The 20,570-nt window shown below is 60.5% G+C and carries 16 protein-coding genes; 12 read left to right on the forward strand and 4 right to left on the reverse strand.

The window, feature by feature from the left end; all coding sequences use genetic code 11:
* The first annotated feature begins 39 nt into the window (after window positions 1-39).
* The 3 genes from ACX80D_RS05675 to ACX80D_RS05685 all read left to right on the forward strand — a co-directional run bounded on the left by ACX80D_RS05675 (window position 40) and on the right by ACX80D_RS05685 (window position 4,738).
* Window positions 40-2,715 carry a bifunctional acetate--CoA ligase family protein/GNAT family N-acetyltransferase gene (locus ACX80D_RS05675; protein ID WP_459321666.1) on the forward strand — a complete coding sequence of 892 codons (2,676 nt, stop codon included), beginning with the start codon at window positions 40-42 and terminating at the stop codon, window positions 2,713-2,715.
* A 66-nt stretch (window positions 2,716-2,781) separates the two neighbouring features.
* On the forward strand, window positions 2,782-3,471 hold the full coding sequence (locus tag ACX80D_RS05680; RefSeq protein WP_459321667.1) for a DUF5998 family protein: 690 nt from the start codon (window positions 2,782-2,784) through the stop codon (window positions 3,469-3,471).
* 67 nt (window positions 3,472-3,538) lie between these two features.
* Window positions 3,539-4,738 (forward strand): alkaline phosphatase family protein, encoded by a 1,200-nt coding sequence (locus tag ACX80D_RS05685; protein ID WP_459321698.1) that lies wholly within the window; start codon window positions 3,539-3,541, stop codon window positions 4,736-4,738.
* Window positions 4,739-4,883: 145 nt separating this feature from the next.
* On the opposite strand, the gene sepH is transcribed toward ACX80D_RS05685, so the two are convergent.
* Entirely contained in the window at window positions 4,884-6,302 is a 1,419-nt protein-coding gene (gene sepH / locus ACX80D_RS05690; RefSeq protein ID WP_459321668.1) for a septation protein SepH, read from the reverse strand.
* A 320-nt stretch (window positions 6,303-6,622) separates the two neighbouring features.
* Between sepH and ACX80D_RS05695 the strand changes: the two genes are divergently transcribed.
* Window positions 6,623-6,892, forward strand: a complete 270-nt coding sequence (locus tag ACX80D_RS05695; protein ID WP_459321669.1) for a DUF4193 family protein — start codon at window positions 6,623-6,625, stop codon at window positions 6,890-6,892.
* A gap of 24 nt (window positions 6,893-6,916) precedes the next feature.
* On the opposite strand, the gene ACX80D_RS05700 is transcribed toward ACX80D_RS05695, so the two are convergent.
* A complete protein-coding gene (locus ACX80D_RS05700) occupies window positions 6,917-7,402 on the reverse strand; it encodes a DUF3093 domain-containing protein (protein WP_459321670.1) in 486 nt (161 codons plus the stop codon).
* 95 nt (window positions 7,403-7,497) lie between these two features.
* Here ACX80D_RS05700 and dut point away from each other — a divergent pair, with 95 nt between their 5' ends.
* From dut to ACX80D_RS05720, 4 genes are all read left to right on the forward strand, one after another.
* Window positions 7,498-8,016, forward strand: a complete 519-nt coding sequence (gene dut, locus ACX80D_RS05705) for a dUTP diphosphatase (RefSeq protein WP_459321671.1) — start codon at window positions 7,498-7,500, stop codon at window positions 8,014-8,016.
* A 61-nt stretch (window positions 8,017-8,077) separates the two neighbouring features.
* A complete protein-coding gene (locus ACX80D_RS05710; RefSeq protein WP_459321672.1) occupies window positions 8,078-8,875 on the forward strand; it encodes a DUF3710 domain-containing protein in 798 nt (265 codons plus the stop codon).
* 107 nt (window positions 8,876-8,982) lie between these two features.
* Window positions 8,983-9,246: a single stranded DNA-binding domain-containing protein gene (locus ACX80D_RS05715; protein ID WP_459321673.1), complete on the forward strand. Its 264-nt coding sequence runs from the start codon at window positions 8,983-8,985 to the stop codon at window positions 9,244-9,246.
* Window positions 9,247-10,041, forward strand: a complete 795-nt coding sequence (locus tag ACX80D_RS05720) for a DUF3159 domain-containing protein (RefSeq protein WP_459321674.1) — start codon at window positions 9,247-9,249, stop codon at window positions 10,039-10,041.
* A gap of 4 nt (window positions 10,042-10,045) precedes the next feature.
* On the opposite strand, the gene ACX80D_RS05725 is transcribed toward ACX80D_RS05720, so the two are convergent.
* Window positions 10,046-10,702, reverse strand: coding sequence for a potassium channel family protein (locus tag ACX80D_RS05725; RefSeq protein WP_459321675.1), 657 nt, complete (start codon window positions 10,700-10,702; stop codon window positions 10,046-10,048).
* Window position 10,703: 1 nt separating this feature from the next.
* On the reverse strand, window positions 10,704-11,375 hold the full coding sequence (locus ACX80D_RS05730) for a potassium channel family protein (protein ID WP_459321676.1): 672 nt from the start codon (window positions 11,373-11,375) through the stop codon (window positions 10,704-10,706).
* Window positions 11,376-11,597: 222 nt separating this feature from the next.
* Here ACX80D_RS05730 and ACX80D_RS05735 point away from each other — a divergent pair, with 222 nt between their 5' ends.
* The 4 genes from ACX80D_RS05735 (at window position 11,598) to ACX80D_RS05750 (ending at window position 20,545) form a co-directional block, all read left to right on the forward strand.
* A complete protein-coding gene (locus tag ACX80D_RS05735) occupies window positions 11,598-13,568 on the forward strand; it encodes an APC family permease (RefSeq protein ID WP_459321677.1) in 1,971 nt (656 codons plus the stop codon).
* Window positions 13,569-13,573: 5 nt separating this feature from the next.
* A complete protein-coding gene (locus ACX80D_RS05740) occupies window positions 13,574-15,031 on the forward strand; it encodes a class I SAM-dependent RNA methyltransferase (RefSeq protein ID WP_459321678.1) in 1,458 nt (485 codons plus the stop codon).
* A 13-nt stretch (window positions 15,032-15,044) separates the two neighbouring features.
* A complete protein-coding gene (locus ACX80D_RS05745; protein ID WP_459321679.1) occupies window positions 15,045-17,648 on the forward strand; it encodes an HAD-IC family P-type ATPase in 2,604 nt (867 codons plus the stop codon).
* 68 nt (window positions 17,649-17,716) lie between these two features.
* Window positions 17,717-20,545: an aconitate hydratase gene (locus tag ACX80D_RS05750; protein ID WP_459321680.1), complete on the forward strand. Its 2,829-nt coding sequence runs from the start codon at window positions 17,717-17,719 to the stop codon at window positions 20,543-20,545.
* The last annotated feature ends 25 nt before the right edge of the window (window positions 20,546-20,570 follow it).

Consider the following 20,570-nt stretch of genomic DNA (forward strand, 5'->3'; position numbering starts at 1 on the left):
TGAGCGGCAAATAGCGCATCATGTCGGTACAGTGATTCTATGGTGAAGCCAGAGCTAGCGCCCGAATACCCGGCCCATTGGGAAGCCGATGTCGTTCTGCGTGATGGTGGCACGGCCCACCTGCGCCCTATGCACGCGGACGACGCCGATGCCGTCCAAGCCTTCCATATGGCTCAATCGTCAAACTCCATCTACATGCGCTTCTTTACTTACAAGTCAAAGCTGACGCCCAAAGAGCTGCGCCGCTTCACCGAGCTGGATTATCGCGATCGCGTGGCCTTTGTGATCACCCGCGGCAAGGAAATCATTGGCATTGGCCGCTATGACCGGTTGGATGACCCAACCGAAGCCGAAGTAGCATTCAACGTTTCCGACGCCCACCAGAGCCGCGGTCTGGGATCCATCTTATTGGAACACCTCGCCGCAGCTGCCCGCGAGCATGGGATCGATAAGTTTTCCGCCGAAGTCTTGCCAGAAAACCGCAAGATGATGCAGGTGTTTTCCGAGGCGGGATATGAGGTGCGCCGGCGTTTTGATGACGGTGTCATCTCCTTGCAGTTTGATATAGACCCAACAGAAAAATCTCGGGCCGTCATGGAATCCCGTGAACACCGTGCCGAAGCGCTCAGCGTTGCCGGCCTGGTGGCGCCGCAGTCTGTGGCCGTCATAGGCGCCAGCCGCGAGTGGGGCAGTGTTGGCCAGCAACTCTTAGAACACGTGGTGGAAGGAAAGTTCACCGGCGCCGTCCACGCAGTCAATCAAGAGGCGTTGGAAGTTTCCGGAATGATGCCTTACGCCAGTATTCTCGAGGTCCCCGGGCCTGTGGATCTGGCCATTATCGCCGTGCCCTATGACCAAGTTCCTGGTGTTGTTGATCAGTGTGGCCAGGCGGGCGTGAAAGGTCTGGTCATTGCCACGGCAGGATTTGCCGACGACGGCGAACATGGGCTTGCGCGGCAGCGGGCCTTAGTGAGCCAAGCTCGGGCCAACGGAATGCGTCTGGTGGGACCGGCGTCGTTGGGGTTAGCCAACACTGATCCAGCAGTGTCTCTGAATGCCTCAATGGCGCCGGGGCTGCCCACGCAGGGCGGGCTGGGGATCTTCAGCCAGTCCGCCGCCTTAGGAGTTTCGCTGTTCGCCTCCATGAGTCGGCGCAGTGTGGGCATGTCCACGGTGCTGTCGGCCGGTAACAGGGCAGATGTTTCAGGCAACGACATGATGCAGTACTGGGAAGATGACCCCAACACCCAAGCGTGCGCGCTGTACTTGGAGTCCATTGGAAATCCGCGAAAGTTCTCCCGGATCTCCCGCCGTCTGGCCAGAACCAAGCCCGTGATCGTAGCGAAGTCGGACTCTATGGGGCTCCGGCTGCCACCCGGGCATGCGGTCCGCACCACCCAGGCCCCAACCGGCGCACTCGACGCCATGCTGCGCCAGTCCGGAGTGGTGCGTGTGAACACCATTGAAGAACTCTCAGATGTGGCGCAGATCGTGGTGGGCCAGCCGCTACCTAAGGGCCCTGGCCTGGCGATCCTGGCCAACTCTGGTGCTCTCGGTGCTGTGGTGGCGGATTCTGCCGAAGAACAGGGACTCAAGGTTGCAGTGCTGAAGACATCACTGGTGTTGAATATGGGACAGTCGCGGGCCATGCCGCTGCTCAAACGAACCGTGCTGGATGCGCTGGCGCAAGAAGGTGCGGATTCGGCCATCGTGACGCTGCTACCGGTGGTGGGGTTGACCGTGGATACCATCGCGAAGACGTTGCAGGAGTGCTCGCAGGAATCAGGTAAACCGGTGATCGCCGTGTTTACAGGTATTTTTGAACCCTCCATCCACGTCAACCGGCAAATGGCCGGTTCGCTGCCAGCCTTCTCCAGTCCCGGTGGAGCCATTGCAGCGTTGGCGGCCGTTGTTCGTCACGCGCAATGGTTAACAGTGGAATCATCGGAATTTGAGCCACCCGCTGGTGTTGATTCCCAGGCTGTGGAAGACCTCTTGGACACGTGGCTGGAAGGTGTTTCCGGTGATGAGCTGGTCACGCTAAGCACCGAGCAGTCCCGAGAAATCCTGGGGCACTACGGTATTGACGTGTTGGAATCGGTGCCGTTCTACAGTGCCGAAGAGGCAGTGGTCAATGCCGAACGGCTGGGGTGGCCAGTGGCTATCAAAACCCTGGATTCGAGCCTGCGTCACCGTCTGGATCTAGGCGGGGTGCGGATCAACATTGAAACGGCGGACTCGCTCCGGCGCAATATCGTCCAGATGCGCAAATACTTAGAACCGTATGGGAAGAAAGATTTGGAGGTGCAGAGCATGGCCGAAGTGGGCCAATCGTGCACCTTGCGGGCCATTGAGGATCCGCTGTTAGGCCCTGTGATCTCCTTTGGCCTCTCCGGGGATGCCGTGAATCTTTTGGATGATTGGGCGCACAGGGTGCCGCCGTTATCGGCGGCGGACACCGCGGAGCTAATCCGTTCGCCCCGTGCCGCCGTGAAACTCTTCGGTTACGAGGGCCTGCCGGCAGGGAATGTGGCGGCATTGGAAGATCTTGTAGCCCGTGTGGCAATGCTCAAGGATGAACATCCCGAAGTTGCGCTGATTGAGTTCAAGCCGATTCTCGTGGGGCCCACCACCGTGACGGTATTGGCGGTGGATGTGCGGATTGGCAACCCCGCCCAACGAACGGACAGTGCCCGCAGAGCGATGAGGTCCTAAGCGCGTTTGGTGACCGGAAGGACGTTTGTGCCGCCAGTTCGCTTTCGCTGGCGGCAAAGTGCGAAAATGGACACCATGAACACCTTCGGAGCCGGCGCGCCGGCGAATATCAAGGGCCGCGATTTGGATGCCGCACTCCAGCGGTCTGGTTTTTATCCCCGGCTGGTTGCCGATGTGGTCAATGACGCCCTGGACAGCCAGGAGCCGCTGTCCCATTTGGTCCACCTCGAAACACACTTTGACCGCAACGAGGTGCACCGGCACATCACTGTTCTGGTACTGACCAGCGAAATGTTGGTCATCACCCATGTGGACGATCACCAACTCGATGAATCGGGGGAACAGATGGTGGCGCAGGTGTCCACCGAATCGGTGCCCGTGAGTCAAATCAATTCCGTGGTGTTGAGCTACATTTACGCCCAGCCGCAGGACTACAAGCCCTCCGACCCCGCCCGTGAGCTGACCTTGTCAATCGCATGGTCCGGGGGACAGCGGGTCGAGATGGGTCCGGCGTCGTGCGGGGATCCCAACTGCGACGCCGATCACGGCTACTCCGGCACCATCGTCCAAGAAGACATCGCGTTGCGTATCAGCGCCGAGGCCGAGGGTTTGCAGGCGGTGGCGGATGCGAAGGCCTTCGCTCGTGCACTGCGCGCCGTCAACACCGGAACCGTCACACCAGGCCACCCCGACGCGGGCGCCAGCCGATTCCCCGCATTCGGCGCACGATTGGGCCGTTCACATTACCGCCGATAACGCCGTGAGCGCCCCCGCGACCCTAGCGGCCACTGAAACCCTAGCTGCCACTGCCGCCAGTGAGGCCATGTTGGCCCGCCAAGTCGCTCTGCCTGGGGCGCCGGCCTACGGCAAAGCCAGCATTGGTGAGGTGCTCAGCAGTGCTGCAGCCGTGCTGGGTGCCAAGGAGTACACCAACGCTCTGAAATTGCCTGCGGCGAAAAGGATTTGCGTGGTGTTAGTTGACGGCTTGGGCAAGGCATTGCTCAAGCAGCGTGCCTCTCACGCACCTTTCTTGCGCGGGGTCTTGGCAGCTGATTCCGCCGGCGAGCACCCCCGCACCCTGCACGCCGCGTTTCCCAGCACCACCGCAACCTCCTTGACAGCGCTGGGTACCGGAGCCGTTCCGGGGGAGCACGGCATGGTGGGCTACGACGTGTTAGACCCCCGCCAAGACAAGGTGGTCAACCTGCTCGGCAACTGGGACGCTGGAGTCGATCCGTTTCGCTGGCAGCCGGTCCCGACAGTCTTTGAGCGGTTGTTGGGTCAGGTCCCTGCCACCACGGTGAGCTTGCCAAAGTTCGCCGACTCCGCCATGACGCAGGCCGCCCTGCGCGGTAGTCGTTTCAGTGGTGCCACTTCCACCCACGCCCGGGTAGAGCAGGCAGTTGAGGCGCTGGCCGCAACGCCCAGCGCGCTGGTGTACCTCTATTGGAGCGAGCTGGACAAGGCAGGTCATGCTTATGGCGCGGATTCGCCCCAGTGGGAACGGCAGCTAGAAGAGCTCGACGCCGGGATGAAGCGTTTGGCGGCCACGGTACCTGCGGACACCCTGATTTTGTTGACGGCCGATCACGGCATGGTGGATATCCCGCGCGCTGATCGCATTGACTATTCGGTGTTTCCTGAGTTGGTGGCCGGTGTCCGGCACACTGCGGGGGAGCCGCGCATGGTGCACCTGTATCTTGAACCCGGGTCGACCTCGGAGTCTCGTGATCAGCTCATGGCAGCCTGGCTGGAGCACTTCCAACGCAAGGCCTGGGTTGTGACCCGGGAACAAGCCATCGCTGCAGGGTACTTTGGGACGGTGAGCGATAGTGTGCGCGACCGCATTGGTGATGTGCTGATCTTGGCCCGGGAGTCTGTGGCTTTTTACGATCTGCGCCGCGTCCGGCTCCAAGCCATGGACGTGGTGGGCCAGCACGGTTCCATCACCAAGGCCGAACGAGAAGTGCCGCTACTGCGGATTCCCGTGACGGCGAAGAAAGCCAAAGGCAAGCGCCGCTGACACGGAGTGTTCGGTCTCGCAAAATGGGGTATGCGGTCACGCAAAGTTAGGCACGCACGCCAAGCAATTGCCGTATAACTGAATTCAAGAGAGCACGGGCCTGTAAAGACCGGCCCGTGCTCTCTTGAGTTGACCTGTGCTGGGGTTAGTCGCCCTTGGTACCGAAGACGATCTCGTCCCAGCTAGGCACACTTGAACGTTTGGGCTTGGCTGCGGCCTTGCGTTCCAGACGGGCTGCCACTTCGCTGTCGCTGGGCCCCGGGTCCTCGGTATCAGCCTTCAGTGCCGACGGATTCTGTGCTAACGCGGTTGGCGTTGATGCTGCATCCGCGGGTGTCGCCGCCTTCTGGACCTGCTGCAAGCGTCCCGTTGGCTCACCTGAGAGGACCACTTCACGGGTTTCAGTACTGACCTCGGCCACGCTATCTAAAGCGTCATCCGCCAGACGCGGTGCAAGCTGCAGGAACGGCAATTTCCTGAGCCGATCCCGCGCAGATTCTGGTTTTGAGCCTGACTCTGGAGCCGGTGCTGGTTCAGGATCGCCAGCATTGCTGTGGTCGGTGTCTTGGCCGTAGAGAGTTTCATCGCGCGGATGAGCGCCAGGAACGTGGGTGCCCAGCATGGCGGCGAGTTCGTCGTCCCCGGCCTCGTTGATTCCTAGTCGGACGCCGCGGCGGGACCGGAGCATGTCCAAAAGACCGTGACCAGCATAACCGGCGTCGGGCTCGGTGCCGCTTGCAGTACCTGCACTCTCACCTGTGGTGTCGGCAGGATCTGTTGTGGCTGCCTCGGCGGGGGAGGAGTCACCATCGCCGAAGTCCACAGTTTCGGCGGTGCTATTTTCGGTGCTGGTGCTGGTGCTGGTGCTGGTGCCGTCTGCGTCGACGTCGAATGGTTTGTCGGCTACCGCGGTGAGCCGGCGTTCTGGCACCGGGCTATCGAGGGGTTCGAGTTCACTGAGCTGCTGCGCCCAGCGGTTCGCGTTCTGCAGCGACTTGCGTCCGGCGTGGAAGCGCCACAAAGCAGGTGCGGGCTCTCCAATGCTGCTGGCCGCCCATTCGGTACCAGGCTCAAAATCTGCGCTGATAGTCCAAGCCCCGGCATGGTCACGCCAAGCATCCCAGCGCAGCGATGCCCTGTCGATGCCGAAAGCGGAAAGACGGAAGCGGACCATCTCTTCCAACGTGGTGGGTTCCTCATCCAGAGACGGCTTGGTGTTTGCCGAGGGCAAGGCCGAGGAAGCAACATGAACTTTTCGGGCCTGGCTGGCAATGTACTCTCGCTCGGCCAAGACCGGCCCCTCGTAGCGGCGCACTTGCTCTAGAGACAGACCGGACTGATCAGCAACATCGGTGGCGCTGGAGCCTGCACGGATCAAGGATTGGATCTCACGGGGCGTCATGCGGGCCCCGGGCTGGTTCAATCGAGGAGCGCGTTGACTGGTCCTGCCCACAGCCGTGCGCAGCGCCTCATCAAGGGGGAGAAGATAATTGTCCCCGTCGGGACCACTGAGCAGCAGGTGTTCGCCGTCGTCGTGGACACCCACTAGCCGTAAATCAGCCATGCCGTCCTCCAAAAAAGTCTCAATAGTTCACTTCAAAACTTTGCCACCGATACCGGTCAATTCCTACTACCGCTGTAGGCGTGGCGTGAGATGGCTGAAAAATCTGGCTGATTCTGCTCAGTCAACCCCCGCCGCGCTCCTCGAGGTTGTTCTGCTCCGTGGTGAACTAAGAAGTTCTCTGTGGAACTTCGCGGTGGTCAAACTTAAGCCTGCTGCGAACGTGGGGTGCGCCATGGCTGCCAGGAATGCCAACAGGCTTTAAGGTATTGGCTGTATTAAGCCGGATCGGTATTTGGCGGGACAGAGAAAAGAGAACACGTATGAACACCGGAACTCGCCAGCACCACAGAGCCCGTCGAGCTGGCCGGGGGCCGGTCTCCGTGGTTGCCGTGATTGACCCCGCCGAGATTGAACTGGCAGATAGCTACGAACTGCCCGGTGCTGAGCTAGCTCCCGAAGAGCAGGCCTTGGAAATCATCGCCGAACAGGCCGACGAGTTCACCTGTAGCGGTTGTTTCTTGGTGCGGCACCGCTCACAACTTGCTAAGGAAAAACAGGGCATGAAGTACTGCCGAGATTGCGAAGGTTAACTTTTCCAAGCCCGTTAGCTTCCCTTAGGCTCCCTTACCGCGTAGCGCAGCAGCCAAGTACTCGGGGTTGCGTGAAGACGTGAGCCAGTAGGGTGTCCGGTCCTCCGGGTCAAGGATTTCAATTTTCACCACGGGCTTGATCCAGCCGCGGATGCAGAGGTAAGCCAAACCGTTGAGCTTTATACCGCGCTGCGCGGTGGCGTCCTCGCCAAAATGGACACTGACCTCGCCAACAAATTTCCGTTCAATCTGTGCCCGGCCCACCTGAAGGGTGTCTTCGGTGACAGCAATCTTGGGGGTCGAGGTGACCAACACCACGATCTGGAGCGCCAGCAAAACGCCGAAAGCCACGAACCCGGCCTCGATACTGATGGGTACGAAGATCAGAATTCCTGCTGCCGAAAGTCCCACCACAATCACCCAAGCCCATAGGTTTGGCCAAAGTTTCTCGGTGTAGGTGGCCGCGGCCGAGGAAGGGGAAGTGGCGCTGTGGGGAGATGTTGATGACATGGGACCAGCTTTTCATCTTTTCGTGAGTAATTCACCTTGGTCCGCAGAGCGCGAACGCGGGCAGTGCCCAGCGCTTCGGGATAGAGTGTCCTGTTGTGACCGATGAGACTTTCCCCGCAAACCCAGCCAGTGATCCCGCGAGCCCTGTTGTTCAGGTGCAACTGCACATGCTCGACGCCGGGATCGAACCTCCCAGCTACGCCCACCCAGGTGATGCCGGAGCCGATCTGCGCAGCCGCATCGACCTGCTCTTAGCCCCGGGCGAACGCGCACTAGTGCCCACGGGCGTGAGCATTGCTTTGCCCTTTGGTTTCGTAGCCTTGATCCACCCGCGCTCCGGGCTGGCCACCAAACACGGCCTGACCATTGTCAATAGCCCCGGAACGGTCGATGCCGGGTACCGCGGCGAGATTTCCGTAACCTTGTTAAACACCGACGCGCACCATTCCATCTCCCTGTCCCGGGGCGATAGAATTGCACAAATGGTGATCCAGCGTGTGGAAACCGCCACGTTCATCGCCGTGGCGGAACTGCCCGATTCTGTGCGCGGCACCGGCGGATTTGGTTCCACCGGCGGCTTTTCCCCGTCGAATAATGCACCAGCGTTCAATTAATCGCTGATCCTTTCGTTTCCATACTTTTACTTCCATACTTTTACAAGGAGTCTTAATTCCCATGGCATTTGGGTTCGGTAAGAAAAAGAACAACGGCTCAGAGGAGTCCGCAGCAACCACCTCCGGTGCCCTTGGGGCGTCGGCGGACACTGACACCACGACTGGATCCGTCGAGAGCGCCGCAGCCATGCTGAATCTGCCGCCGGACCCGGCAGATACCGCTTACGACAGGGCCGTTCATGGACCTCTGGATGTCAGCGAAATTGAGAACACCGATGGTTATGTGGACCTCGGCGCCTTGTTGGTGACACCGCGGGAGGGGCTCTCCCTGCGCTTGGAAGTGGAAGAAAACACCCAGCGCGTTATTGCTGTGACTCTCGATCTGGACGGATCCAGCTTGCAGTTGCAGGCCTTCGCAGCCTCACGTTCGGAGCCGCTGTGGCGCGATATTCGTGAGCAGATCGGACTCTCGGTGGGCTCACAGGGCGGCGAAATTGAGATTCTTGACGGCACTTTTGGTAAGGAAGTACTAGCAAAGGTTCCCGCTCAGAGCGACGATGGATCCAAGGGTTTCAGAGTGGCCCGCTTCATCGGTGTTGATGGTCCGCGGTGGTTCTTGCGTGGTGTCCTGGGAGGGTCCGCGGCCGTGGACAGCGAAGCGGCCTTGGTCTTGGAAGACTTGTTCCGTGGCGTTGTTGTAGCCCGTGGCGAAGTGCCACTGCCTCCCCGCGACTTGCTACTGTTGCGTCTGCCCAAGGATGCAGTAGCTGCCGCACAAGGAGTTTCAGGCCCCGACATGGGTGCCGCCCAGGGTGGCTCTCCCTTGGAGCGCGGCCCTGAAATCACAGCGATTGGCTAGCATTGTCTCCTGTTGAGCAAGGCGACTGGACGGAGGCAACTCCCATCGCAGAGTTGCCTCCGCGTGGACGGGCAGTGTGCACCGGTGTGATCGATGCAATCACGATCATGCCTGTCACTCTCGCACCCACCTACAGGGCTATCCTGAGCGACACCATGCTCAAGGAAGGCGGTTCGTCTCGGGTGGATCAGTTGCGGGTGGATCAGAACCGTGGCAGCCACCGCTTGCGTCTAGTGTGGCTGGGCCGGCGGCGTGTGCCCGGCATCGGCGCCGGAGTTCGGCTACGGGTTGAAGGAATGGTCTCTCTGCATGAAGGACTGCCCACTATGTACAACCCTCGCTACGAGATCATTGGAATCCAGGAGAGCTAGTTGAGCCAGCAGAACCCCGAAGAACATAAGCCAGAGCAGCCAGCTCACTCAGGTCAGCCTGAGCCGTCTCCCCAGTCAGAAACACTGAATCAGTCGGGTCCAAAGACCAGTGGCGGGTTCGCGGAGATCGCCCAGGAAATGGCCGCCAAGAACCCGTTGGCCCGCAAAGATAACGGCCACATTGATCTTTTGGCTGCCGCTGGTGGCATGAGGGGTATCGCCGAAAGCGTTTTGCCGGGGCTGGTTTTTCTGGTGGCGTTCACATTGACCCGGGACCTGACGATTGCCCTAGTTGGCTCGGTGGCGGTGGCCGCGATCTTTCTCGTTGCCCGACTCATCCAGCGCACACCCCTGACGCAGGCGCTGGCCGGCATTGCCGGCGTCGCGCTTTCAGCGTTCTTGGCGATGAAGACCGGCAAAGCCGAGAACTTCTACACCATCGGTTTCGTCACGAATGCCGCCTACATTGCCGCCATGGTGGTCTCCATCGCCGTGCGCTGGCCGATTCTGGGGCTGCTCTTCGGCTACGCCCGGAATGAGGGCGTTCGGTGGCGTGAGATGCCGGATCGGCTGCGCGCCTACCGCGTTGCCACCTGGATCTTAGTCGGCGTCATGGCCGCCCGGCTGGCGGTGCAATTGCCGCTGTACTTCGCAGGAGCCGTGGACGCACTCGGTGCCATGCGCCTGATCATGGGAGTTCCGCTGTACGCCTTTGGGCTCTGGGTTGCCTGGCTCATCAGCCGTCCGGTCACCGAGCTCACTGCCGAAACTAAAGCTCCCGCTACAGACGGCTAGCTCCCTAGCTGCGAAGCAGACTCCGCAGCTCATCTTCTGCCGCGATGGTGCTGATAAAGAACAGCTCATCGCCAGCTTCAACGACGTCGTCAGGGCTCGGGGTAATGGGTGCTTCATCCCGCAGAATGGCCACGAGCGTGGAATCTTGCGGCCACAAGATTGCACCCACGGTTGAGCCAATCACGTGGGAATCGCCAGGAACAGTGAACTCCACGAGTGAGGCAACACCGGCCTGCAGGGTCAGCAGCCGCACCAGGTCCCCAATCTCCACCGCTTCCTCCACAAGGGCCGTCATGAGCCGCGGGGTGTTCACGGCAACGTCAACGCCCCAGGAATCATCGAACATCCAATCGTTCTTGGGGTTGTTGACCCGGCCCACGGTGCGGCCCACTCCGAATTCTGACTTCGCAAGCAAGGAGACCACCAAGTTGACCTTGTCGTCTCCCGTGGCGGAAACAACCACGTCAGCCTCTTCCAGTTTGGCTTCGCGTAAGGTGCTGATCTCACAAGCGTCACCCACCAGCCAGCGGGCACCGCGCAACCCGCTTTTGCCGATAACCTCCGGCTTGGGATCGATTAAGAGCACCTCGTGCCCGTTGGAGAGCAGCTCTTTGGCAATGGAGCAGCCCACACTGCCCGCCCCAACAATTACCACCAACATGCTAAATCTCCTTCAGGGGGGCTGCTGCCAAAATACGTGTCACATCGGCTGAACGGGAGCTGGCCACCATGGCGTGGACCGTATCTCCTTGCTGGTAGCTGGTATCTGCCCGTGGCAAGATTCCTTCACCGAAACGCGTCAAATAAGCCACCCGGACATCGGCAGCTTGTTCCATCTCCGCAATGTGATGGCCAATCCACTTCGGGTGCGGTGCCAGTTCGCACAAGAACAGACGCCCTGATGGTTCCCGGAAATCACCTTTGATAGCGGTTTCAGGCAAAATTCGACGCAACACTTGATCGGCACTCCAGCGCACAGCAGCCACCGTGGGAATCCCAAGGCGCTGGTAGATCTCAGCCCGGCCGGGATCGTAGATGCGGGCTACAACGTGTTCCACATGGAAGGTTTCCCGGGCTACGCGGGTAGCGAGGATATTGGAGTTGTCTCCACTGGAGACGGCTGCAAAGGCGTAGGCGTTTTCAATGTCCGCCTCCTTCAGGGTGTCCTGGTCAAAGCCAACCCCTGTGATTTTGCGGCCACCAAAGCCGGTGCGCAGGCGGCGGAATGCCCGTTCGTCCTGGTCAATGATGGCCACCGAGTGGCCAAAATCTTCCAAAGCATGGGCCAAGGTTGCGCCCACTCGCCCGCAACCCATGATCACGAAATGTGCCATTCACGCTCCCTGTCGTGGCGGACCCCGGCGTGATTGCCGGTGCCGCGAATGTCTAGTGCTTTTCTAAGCTGTGCGGGTACCAATTTCACGCCCCGTCTAGCCCCGCGGTCAAGTCGGGACTACCAATGCGCTTGCCTGTCACTGCCCCACCAGTGTGTCATGCACCCGCGCTCACGGGTGGGCGCCGGGCGGGTGCGCCTTTCTGGTGCTAGCGTTACCCGCGTGCTGAATTTTTTCAACGCGTTCAAACGCGTCCTGGTGGGGCGTCCGTTCCGCAACGACAAGCTGTCTCATACGCTGCTGCCCAAGCGAGTTGCGCTGCCCGTTTTCGCCTCCGACGCGCTCTCTTCTGTGGCGTACGCGCCGGATGAAATTCTGCTGACCCTGGCACTGGCCGGTGTGGCCGCGGTGTCCCTCTCACCTTGGGTGGGGCTGGCCGTCATGGTGGTACTGCTGACGGTGGTGGCCTCCTATCGCCAGAACGTGCACGCCTACCCCTCCGGTGGTGGTGACTATGAGATTGCCACGGTGAATTTGGGCAAACGGGCAGGGCTAACTGTTGCCTCTGCACTCATGGTGGACTACGTCCTGACGGTGGCCGTGTCCATGTCTTCGGCAGCACACTACCTAGCCACTGCAATACCTGGGTGGCATGATGCCCAAGCCATGATCGCCGTGATCGGTGTCATTATTCTCGCCCTGGTGAATCTGCGCGGCGTGCGTGAAGCCGGCACCGTATTCGCCGTCCCCACGTACATTTTCATGTTCTGCATCTTCTCCATGACCGCGGCTGGGATCTTCCAAGCAGCAACGGGAACACTGGGGAGGGCTCCGTCGGCCGATTTTGAGATAGTGCCCGAGGCCGCCTTCAACCAAGGCCTCGTTGGACTCGCGGGGGCGTTCTTGCTGTTGCGCGCCTTCTCCTCCGGCGCCGCCGCGCTGACTGGCGTAGAGGCCATCAGCAACGGGGTGCCCAGCTTCCGCCAACCCAAGAGCAAGAATGCAGCCACTACCTTATTGCTATTGGGCGCTATTGCCGCCGGCATGATGGCCAGTATTTTGTTCCTGGCCAACGCCATCAGTGTGCACATTGTGGCGGACCCGCACACAGAATTCCTGGTCGATGGTGTGGCCCCACCCGTGGACTATGTGCAGAATCCTGCCATTAGCCAAATTGCCTCCACCATTTTTGGCGCCGGTTCCATCCCGTTCTTCATCATGGTGGCGGCCACGGGTGCCATTTTGGTGTTCGCTTCCAACACCGCCTTCAACGGTTTCCCGGTGTTGGCCTCCATCCTGGCCAAGGACGGCTACCTGCCCAGGCAACTGCGTACGCGAGGCGACAGGCTCGCTTTCAGCAACGGCGTGCTGTTGCTGGCCGTGGGCGCCATTGTGCTGATCGTGGCCTTCAACGGCGATGTCACCCGGCTGATCCAGCTCTACATAGTGGGCGTGTTCATCTCCTTCACCGCCAGTCAACTAGGCATGATCCGGCATTGGGGGCGCGAGCTGCTCAAAGTCAGAGACAAGTCCATCCGGTTCCGGATAAAGCGTTCCCGGGTGATCAACACCATTGGCTTCAGTATGACGCTGACGGTGCTACTCATTGTGTTGGTGACGAAATTTGAACAGGGTGCCTGGATTGCGCTCTTGGCGATGTCCGTGCTGTTCGTAATCATGTGGAGCATTCGGTCGCACTACGACAACGTGGCCAAGGAGCTTGCGGTGGAGACCGATTCGGCGGTGAGGGCGCTACCAGCCCGGATTCATGCGGTGATCTTGGTCTCGCATGTGCGCAAACCCGTCATGCGAGCGATCGCCTTCGCCCGCGCGTCAAGGCCCTCCACACTGGAAGCCATCATCGTGGATTTGGATTCTGCCGAGACTGAGGAGACCATCGCGGATTGGGAGCGGCTCTCTATCCCGGTACCGTTGACTGTGTTGGCGAGTCCTTACCGGGAAACGTTGACGCCGCTGATCAACCACATCAAGGACATGCGCAAGAATTCTCCGCGTGACTTGATCGTGGTGTACATCCCGGAATACGTGGTGGGCAAATGGTGGGAGCAACTGGTGCACAACCAGACTGCCCTGCGCATTAAGACGCGGTTGCATTTTGAACCCGGAGTAGTGGTTGCCAGTGTGCCGTGGCAACTGAAGTCCTCCACCGACGCAAAGAAATATCAGGAATAAAACTTATGAGCGAGCCCACCAGCACCACAGCCCTCACCGTGACCGTAGGCCCGGTGGCCCATGGTGGCCATTGCGTTGCCCGACATGATGGACGCGTCATTTTTGTGCGTCACGCCATTCCCGGCGAGACCGTAGAGATTTCCCTGACCGAGCACGATGACGATTCCAAGTTTTGGCGCGCAGATGTCACTGCCGTCGTGGACTCCTCGCCCGAACGTGTGGCCCACTTTTGGCCCGAAGCCGACGCATTGCGCGCCGGAGCCCGCCGCGGTTCACCCATCGGTGGCGCCGAGTTCGGTCACATCTCCCGCAAGGGCCAGCTTGAGCTGAAGACCGCAGTGGTTCGCGAGCAGCTCGAACGCTTGGGTGGCTTGTCCGCCGACGCCGTTGATGCCCTCTTTGAAGTGGGTGTTGAGGATGTAGATACCAAGGGCACCGCCGAGCAGCAGGCAGGTTTGGGCTGGCGTACACGCGTTGGGTTCGCCGTGACCCCTTCCGGAAAATTGGGCATGCATGCCCACCGCTCGCACAGTATTCTTCCCATTCAGGAAATGCCGCTGGCTCTTCCGGCCATCAATGAGCTGCGTCTGTGGGAAATTGATTTCACCGGCATTGACCGCATTGAAGTTGCTGCTCCCGCTAACGGCTCCGGGGTTCTGGTGCTGTTGGCACCGGTTCACGGCCTCAGCGATAAGGCCGCCGGTGGTGCCGTCAAGCGTATTGCCCGCTCCTTGGCGGCCCTTCCCACACCTCCCTCGGTCGCCCGTTGGAACCCTGAAAACAGTGCTATTGAAGTAGTCACCGGCCGCGGCTGGGTCAAGGAAACCACCGACGATCACGAGTTCCGTGTCACCGGTGACGGCTTCTGGCAGATCCACCGCAAGGCCCCCAAAGTTCTGACAGATGCAGCTTTGGGTTACTTGTTGCAGGGCGGCTACCTCAACGATGGCGCCGACGTGGCAGATCTCTACGCAGGCGCTGGCCTGTTCACCGCCCCGCTCGCTGACGCCGTGGGCTCCGACGGTAGCGTTCTCTCGGTAGAAGGTTCCCCGGGCACCAGCCGGGATGCACGCAAAAATCTGCACGCCAGCGAACAGGTCGAGATCCTGCAGGGCCGGGTGGAAAAGATCCTCGGTACCCAATCCCGAGCGTCGCACACCGAAGCCGGACAGCGGCGCCGTTTTGACGCCGTCGTACTTGATCCGCCGCGCGCAGGTGCAGGCAAGGCCGTGGTCCGGGCATTGGTGGCCACAGCACCTAAAGCCATCGCCTACGTTTCCTGCGATCCGGCGGCGTTCGCCCGCGATGTTAAGTACTTCGCCAACGCTGGCTGGAAGGTTGAGAAACTGCGCGCCTTCGATCTGTACCCGCACACGCACCACGTAGAAACTGTGGCTCTCTTGGTGCCCGCAAGCGCAACCGCAACCGCAACCGCAACCGCATCGGCACCCAGCCGGGACTAGGAGCAGTACGGTCTTGAACCAAACGGCAGACAAGGCGCGGCCGCCCCGGCGAGATCTCGCACGCAATAAGCCCAAGAGCACGCTCCTCGCTGAGCGGCGTGAGGAACACCGCCGGGCCGCCATGGCTGCTGCTCGCGCGGGTCTGGCGCCGGTGGACCCGATCGCCCTGGAGCGGTCCGGGCTGAACGCCTCACAGGTGCAAGAACGCCGTGCAGCTGAACTGAGCAATGTGGTAGCTCACGAGAGCAGCCGCAGCATCTGGGCGATTGTGCGGGCCAACGTTTTCACCTTGTTCAATACAGTGTTGGGCAGTTGCCTGGTGCTGGTGTTGGTGGTGGGAGACCCGCGCGATGCGCTGTTTGGATTCATTGTGGTGGCCAATGCCGCCATTGGCGTGGTGCAGGAATACCGGGCCAAACGCACGCTGGACAAGCTCGCGGTGCTGCACGCGCCGCGGGCCAGGGTGTTGCGAGGCGGTTTGGAATTGGAAATGGCCGTGGCCGAGGTGGTGCATGACGATGTGCTGCTGTTACGCACGGGGGATCAGGTACCGGCTGACGCCACCATTTTGTTCTCCGAAGCGCTGGAAATTGATGAATCGCTGCTGACAGGGGAGTCTGATCCCGTTGCTAAGTCCTTGGGGGATGCGGCACTTTCCGGATCGGCCGTGGTGGCCGGTTACGGAAGTGCGCGGGTTCATGCAGTGGGGGCGGAGTCGTACGCGTCTGCGCTGACAGCCGAGGCTCGTCGCTTCTCGCTGGTGAATTCGGAGATCCGCAACTCCATCAACCGCATCATCTTGTACATTGCTTGGGCGTTGATCCCCATTATTTTGCTGGTCATCAACGGGCAGATGAGCGCGCACGGAGGTTGGAGTGCCGCCATTGCCACGGGGGACTGGCGGATAGCTGTGGTCAGTGCCGTGGCCAGCATTGTCGCCATGATCCCGGAAGGGCTGGTGCTCTTGACCAGCATCTCCTTCGGGATGGCCGCTGTATCACTGGCCCGCCAACAAGTGCTAGTTCAGGAACTGCCAGCCGTTGAAGGCCTGGCCCGGGTGGACATGGTCTGTTTGGACAAAACCGGAACTCTGACCGAAGGCAGCATGGAATTGGCGGACACCACGGTGTTTGCCCCTGTCCCCGGGTGGGAAGCGGTTCTTGCTTGGCAGGGCGCTCATCCTAATGCCAACGCCACGGCTGCGGCCATGGTCAACTCCTATACCGCAGCCCCGGAACAGCTCCCGATCTCCGAGGTCCATTTCAGCAGTGCCCGCAAGTACAGTGCCGTCAGCTTTGGTGCGGGACCCGCGGCCGGAGACTGGGTCTTGGGCGCCCCGGAAGTGGTTCTCGCCGAAGGCAGCCACCCCGAGGCGTTGGCGGCCTCTTACGACGCGTCAGGGAAAGGGCTACGAGCCGTGGTCCTGGCGCACCGCGAGTTACCAGCGGCGGTGAGCGATCCGGCGTCGAACATCACTGGCGCAGGAGAAGCGTCAACTGGCATGCCGGAAGCAGAGGCAGAATTCAGTCTCGCCGGCCTCCAACCAGTAGCGCTGCTGGTTTTCCGTGAACGGGTCCGCCCAGACGCCGGCGCCACTTTGGAATACTTCCGGGAGCAGGGGGTGGAGCTGAAGATCATCTCCGGTGACAACCCTCGCACGGTGGCCGCAGTGGCCCGTGACGTCGGGTTTATCTTTGACGGTGACGGATATGACGCGCAAGATCTGCCAGATGACCTCGAAGCGTTGGCAGATGTTCTGGAGCGCGAAAGCGTCCTGGGCCGTGTGACCCCGGAACAGAAAAAGTCCATTGTTCAGGCCTTGCAGAGCCGTGACCACGTCGTGGCCATGACCGGCGACGGCGTCAATGACGCACTGGCGCTCAAGCATGCCGACATTGGTATCGCCATGGGCAGCGGCGCTGCTGCCACGAAGGCCGTCTCACGTTTGGTGTTGCTTGATGGCCAGTTCAGTCACCTGCCCTCCGTGGTGGCTGAAGGGCGTCGGGTGATCGCCAATGTGGAGCGCGTGGCTAACCTCTTCCTGACCAAAACCACGTATGCCATCATCATTTCCGTGGTCATTGGGATCCTCATGTGGCGCTACCCGTTCCTCCCTCGGCAGCTCTCCATTGTGAGCTCCATGACCATTGGTATTCCGGCCTTTTTCCTAGCGTTGCTGCCCAATGCGCGCCGCTACCAGCCAGGTTTTCTGCGCCGTACGCTGATGTTCGCCATCCCTTCTGGAACCATCGTGGCCGCGTGCATCATGGCCGTCTACTCCTATGCGTTGACCTTCCCGAACCCGTCCTTGAGCGGGGAATTGTTGATCCGTGAGGCGCAGACTGCAGCCACCATGACGGTCTTGCTGGTTGCATTGTGGGTGCTGGGTGCGCTGGCAAGGCCCTTCGATAAGTGGCGGGCCCTGTTGGTGACCGCCATGGTGGTGGGGCTTGCGCTAGTCATGGCAGTGCCCTTCGCCCGCAACTTCTTTGCCCTTGATATCCCCAGTGGCGGGCTGTTAGCGGCTACGCTTACGGTAACTGCGGCAGGATGCGTAGCGATCGAATTGCTCTACCGTTTCTTGAAGCGGCGCGGAGCGGTGTCCGAGCGCGAGTAAGGCCTGCCTAACTGGCGTACATCCCCGTGCGTGACAAAGATAAAAGTAGTGGCGAGAGGAGTCCATCGATGACTAATGTGGACAGCTTCGGTTCCAAAGGCGTACTTAATGTAGCCGGTACCGAATACGAGATTTTCCGACTGAACTCGGTAGAAGGCGCCAAGAGCCTTCCGTTCAGCCTCAAGGTATTGCTTGAGAACCTTTTGCGCACCGAAGATGGTGCGAACATTACAGCCGACCACGTCCGTGCGTTGGCAGGTTGGGATCCGAATGCGGAGCCCGACACCGAAATTCAGTTCACCCCGGCCCGTGTCATCATGCAGGACTTCACCGGAGTTCCCTGCATTGTTGACTTGGCCACCATGCGTGAAGCCGTCAAGGAACTCGGTGGGGATCCCACCCGAGTCAACCCGTTGGCACCTGCCGAAATGGTCATTGACCACTCTGTGCAGATCGATGTTTTCGGTAACTCCAATGCCGTAGAGCGCAACATGGAGATTGAATACCAGCGCAACGGTGAGCGTTACCAGTTCCTGCGCTGGGGCCAGACCGCCTTTGAAGACTTCAAGGTAGTCCCCCCGGGCATGGGCATTGTGCACCAGGTCAACATTGAGTACTTGGCCCGCACCGTTATGACCCGTACGGTCGACGGCGTTTTGCGCGCCTACCCGGACACCCTGGTCGGCACCGACTCACACACCACCATGGTCAACGGCCTGGGCGTGCTGGGTTGGGGCGTTGGCGGCATCGAAGCCGAAGCCGCCATGCTGGGCCAGCCCGTCTCCATGCTGATTCCGCGCGTTGTGGGCTTCAAGCTGACCGGTGAAATCCCGGCCGGTGCAACCGCAACCGACGTGGTTCTGACCATCACCGAACAGCTGCGTAAGCACGGCGTCGTTGGTAAGTTCGTGGAATTCTACGGCGAAGGCGTATCGGCTGTGCCGTTGGCTAACCGTGCAACCATCGGTAACATGAGCCCGGAGTTCGGCTCCACGGCTGCCATGTTCCCGATTGACTCCGTCACGGTTGACTACTTGCGCCTGACTGGCCGCTCGGAAGAGCAGCTGGCCCTAGTTGAGGCTTACGCCAAGGAGCAGGGCCTCTGGCACGATCCTTCGGTAGAGATCCAGTTCTCCGAGTACCTCGAGCTGGATTTGTCCACGGTGGTTCCCTCCATCTCAGGCCCCAAGCGCCCGCAGGACCGCATTGAACTGACCAACTCCAAGGCACAGTTCCGCTCTGACCTGAACAACTACGTTGCTGCTGACGCGCACGCTGACGGCAACACGGTGGACGAGTCTCTGGAAGAGTCCTTCCCGGCCTCCGACGCCCCGTCGTTCACTCACGCGGACGCTCACACCCATGACACCGAGCGCACAGTGGTTTCCGCTGCTGCCGGTGCCAATGGCCGTGTGTCAGCTCCGATCCATGTGAAGAACGAATCGGGCGTTGAGTTCGAGCTCGATCACGGTGCAGTCTCGATTGCCTCGATCACCTCTTGCACCAACACCTCCAACCCTTCAGTGATGCTCGCTGCAGCCGTACTGGCCCGCAACGCCGTCAACAAGGGTCTGTTGTCCAAGCCGTGGGTTAAGACCTCCGTGGCTCCGGGCTCCAAGGTTGTCACCGACTACTACGAGAAGTCAGGACTTGTTCCGTTCCTGGAAAAGCTGGGCTTCTACACGGTTGGTTACGGCTGCGCTACCTGCATCGGTAACTCCGGCCCGTTGGACACCGAAGTTTCAGCAGCTATTGCTGAAAACGATCTGTCCGTGACCGCAGTGCTTTCCGGTAACCGTAACTTCGAAGGCCGCATCAACCCGGACGTCAAGATGAACTACTTGGCCTCACCGCCGCTGGTTATCGCTTACGCTCTGGCTGGTTCCATGGACTTCGATTTCGACAACGATGCTCTGGGTCAGGATGCCGACGGCAACGACGTCTTCCTTGCCGATATTTGGCCGAACCCGGTAGAGGTCCAGGAAGTCATGGACGCCTCGATTGACCGCGAGATGTTCACCAACTCCTACGCCACCATCTTCGATGGCGACGATCGCTGGAAGGCTCTGGAAACTCCCGAAGGCAACGTCTTTGAATGGGATCCCAAGTCCACCTACGTTCGGAAGCCCCCGTACTTCGAGGGCATGAAGGCAGAAGCCGATCCGGTGACCGACATTGCCGGTGCACGCGTTCTGCTCAAGCTGGGCGATTCAGTCACCACCGATCACATCAGCCCTGCAGGCTCCTTCAAGTCCGAAACCCCGGCCGGTCAGTACTTGCTGGCCAACGGTGTGGAGCGCAAGGACTTCAACTCCTACGGTTCACGCCGTGGAAACCATGAGGTCATGATTCGCGGTACCTTCGCGAACATCCGTATCCGCAACCAGATCCTGGACAACGTCGAAGGTGGCTTCACTCGCGACTTCACCCAGGCTGACGGTCCGCAGGCGTACATCTACGATGCGTCCGTCAACTACCAGGCTGCCGGCATCCCGCTGGTTGTTCTGGCCGGTAAGGAATACGGCTCCGGCTCATCCCGTGACTGGGCTGCCAAGGGCACCGCACTGTTGGGTGTCAAGGCAGTTGTCGCCGAAAGCTACGAGCGCATCCACCGCTCCAACCTCATCGGCATGGGCGTTCTGCCCCTGCAGTACCCGGCCGGCGTCAACGCCGAATCACTGGGTCTGACCGGCACCGAGACGTTCTCCGTCGAAGGCGTCACCGAGCTGAACAACGGCACCACGCCGAAGACGCTCAAGGTCACTGCTGTTGCGCAGGACGGCACCACCGTTAGCTTCGATGCCGTTCTGCGCATCGATACCCCCGGTGAAGCCGACTACTACCGCAACGGCGGCATCCTGCAGTACGTGCTGCGCCAGATCACCGCAGCTAAGTAGCTGGATCTGCCGTGTTCAGCCCCGT

The sequence above is a fragment of the Arthrobacter sp. Sr24 genome, from assembly GCF_054511175.1.

Bases quoted from the DNA above. Each gene is read 5' to 3' on its own strand.
- ACX80D_RS05675 (WP_459321666.1), top strand. From the start codon at position 40: ATGGTGAAGCCAGAGCTAGCGCCCGAATACCCGGCCCATTGGGAAGCC.
- ACX80D_RS05680 (WP_459321667.1), top strand. From the start codon at position 2,782: ATGGACACCATGAACACCTTCGGAGCCGGCGCGCCGGCGAATATCAAG.
- ACX80D_RS05685 (WP_459321698.1), top strand. From the start codon at position 3,539: ATGTTGGCCCGCCAAGTCGCTCTGCCTGGGGCGCCGGCCTACGGCAAA.
- sepH (WP_459321668.1), bottom strand. From the start codon at position 6,302: ATGGCTGATTTACGGCTAGTGGGTGTCCACGACGACGGCGAACACCTG.
- ACX80D_RS05695 (WP_459321669.1), top strand. From the start codon at position 6,623: ATGAACACCGGAACTCGCCAGCACCACAGAGCCCGTCGAGCTGGCCGG.
- ACX80D_RS05700 (WP_459321670.1), bottom strand. From the start codon at position 7,402: ATGTCATCAACATCTCCCCACAGCGCCACTTCCCCTTCCTCGGCCGCG.
- ACX80D_RS05710 (WP_459321672.1), top strand. From the start codon at position 8,078: ATGGCATTTGGGTTCGGTAAGAAAAAGAACAACGGCTCAGAGGAGTCC.
- ACX80D_RS05715 (WP_459321673.1), top strand. From the start codon at position 8,983: ATGCCTGTCACTCTCGCACCCACCTACAGGGCTATCCTGAGCGACACC.
- ACX80D_RS05725 (WP_459321675.1), bottom strand. From the start codon at position 10,702: ATGTTGGTGGTAATTGTTGGGGCGGGCAGTGTGGGCTGCTCCATTGCC.
- ACX80D_RS05730 (WP_459321676.1), bottom strand. From the start codon at position 11,375: ATGGCACATTTCGTGATCATGGGTTGCGGGCGAGTGGGCGCAACCTTG.
- ACX80D_RS05740 (WP_459321678.1), top strand. From the start codon at position 13,574: ATGAGCGAGCCCACCAGCACCACAGCCCTCACCGTGACCGTAGGCCCG.
- ACX80D_RS05750 (WP_459321680.1), top strand. From the start codon at position 17,717: ATGACTAATGTGGACAGCTTCGGTTCCAAAGGCGTACTTAATGTAGCC.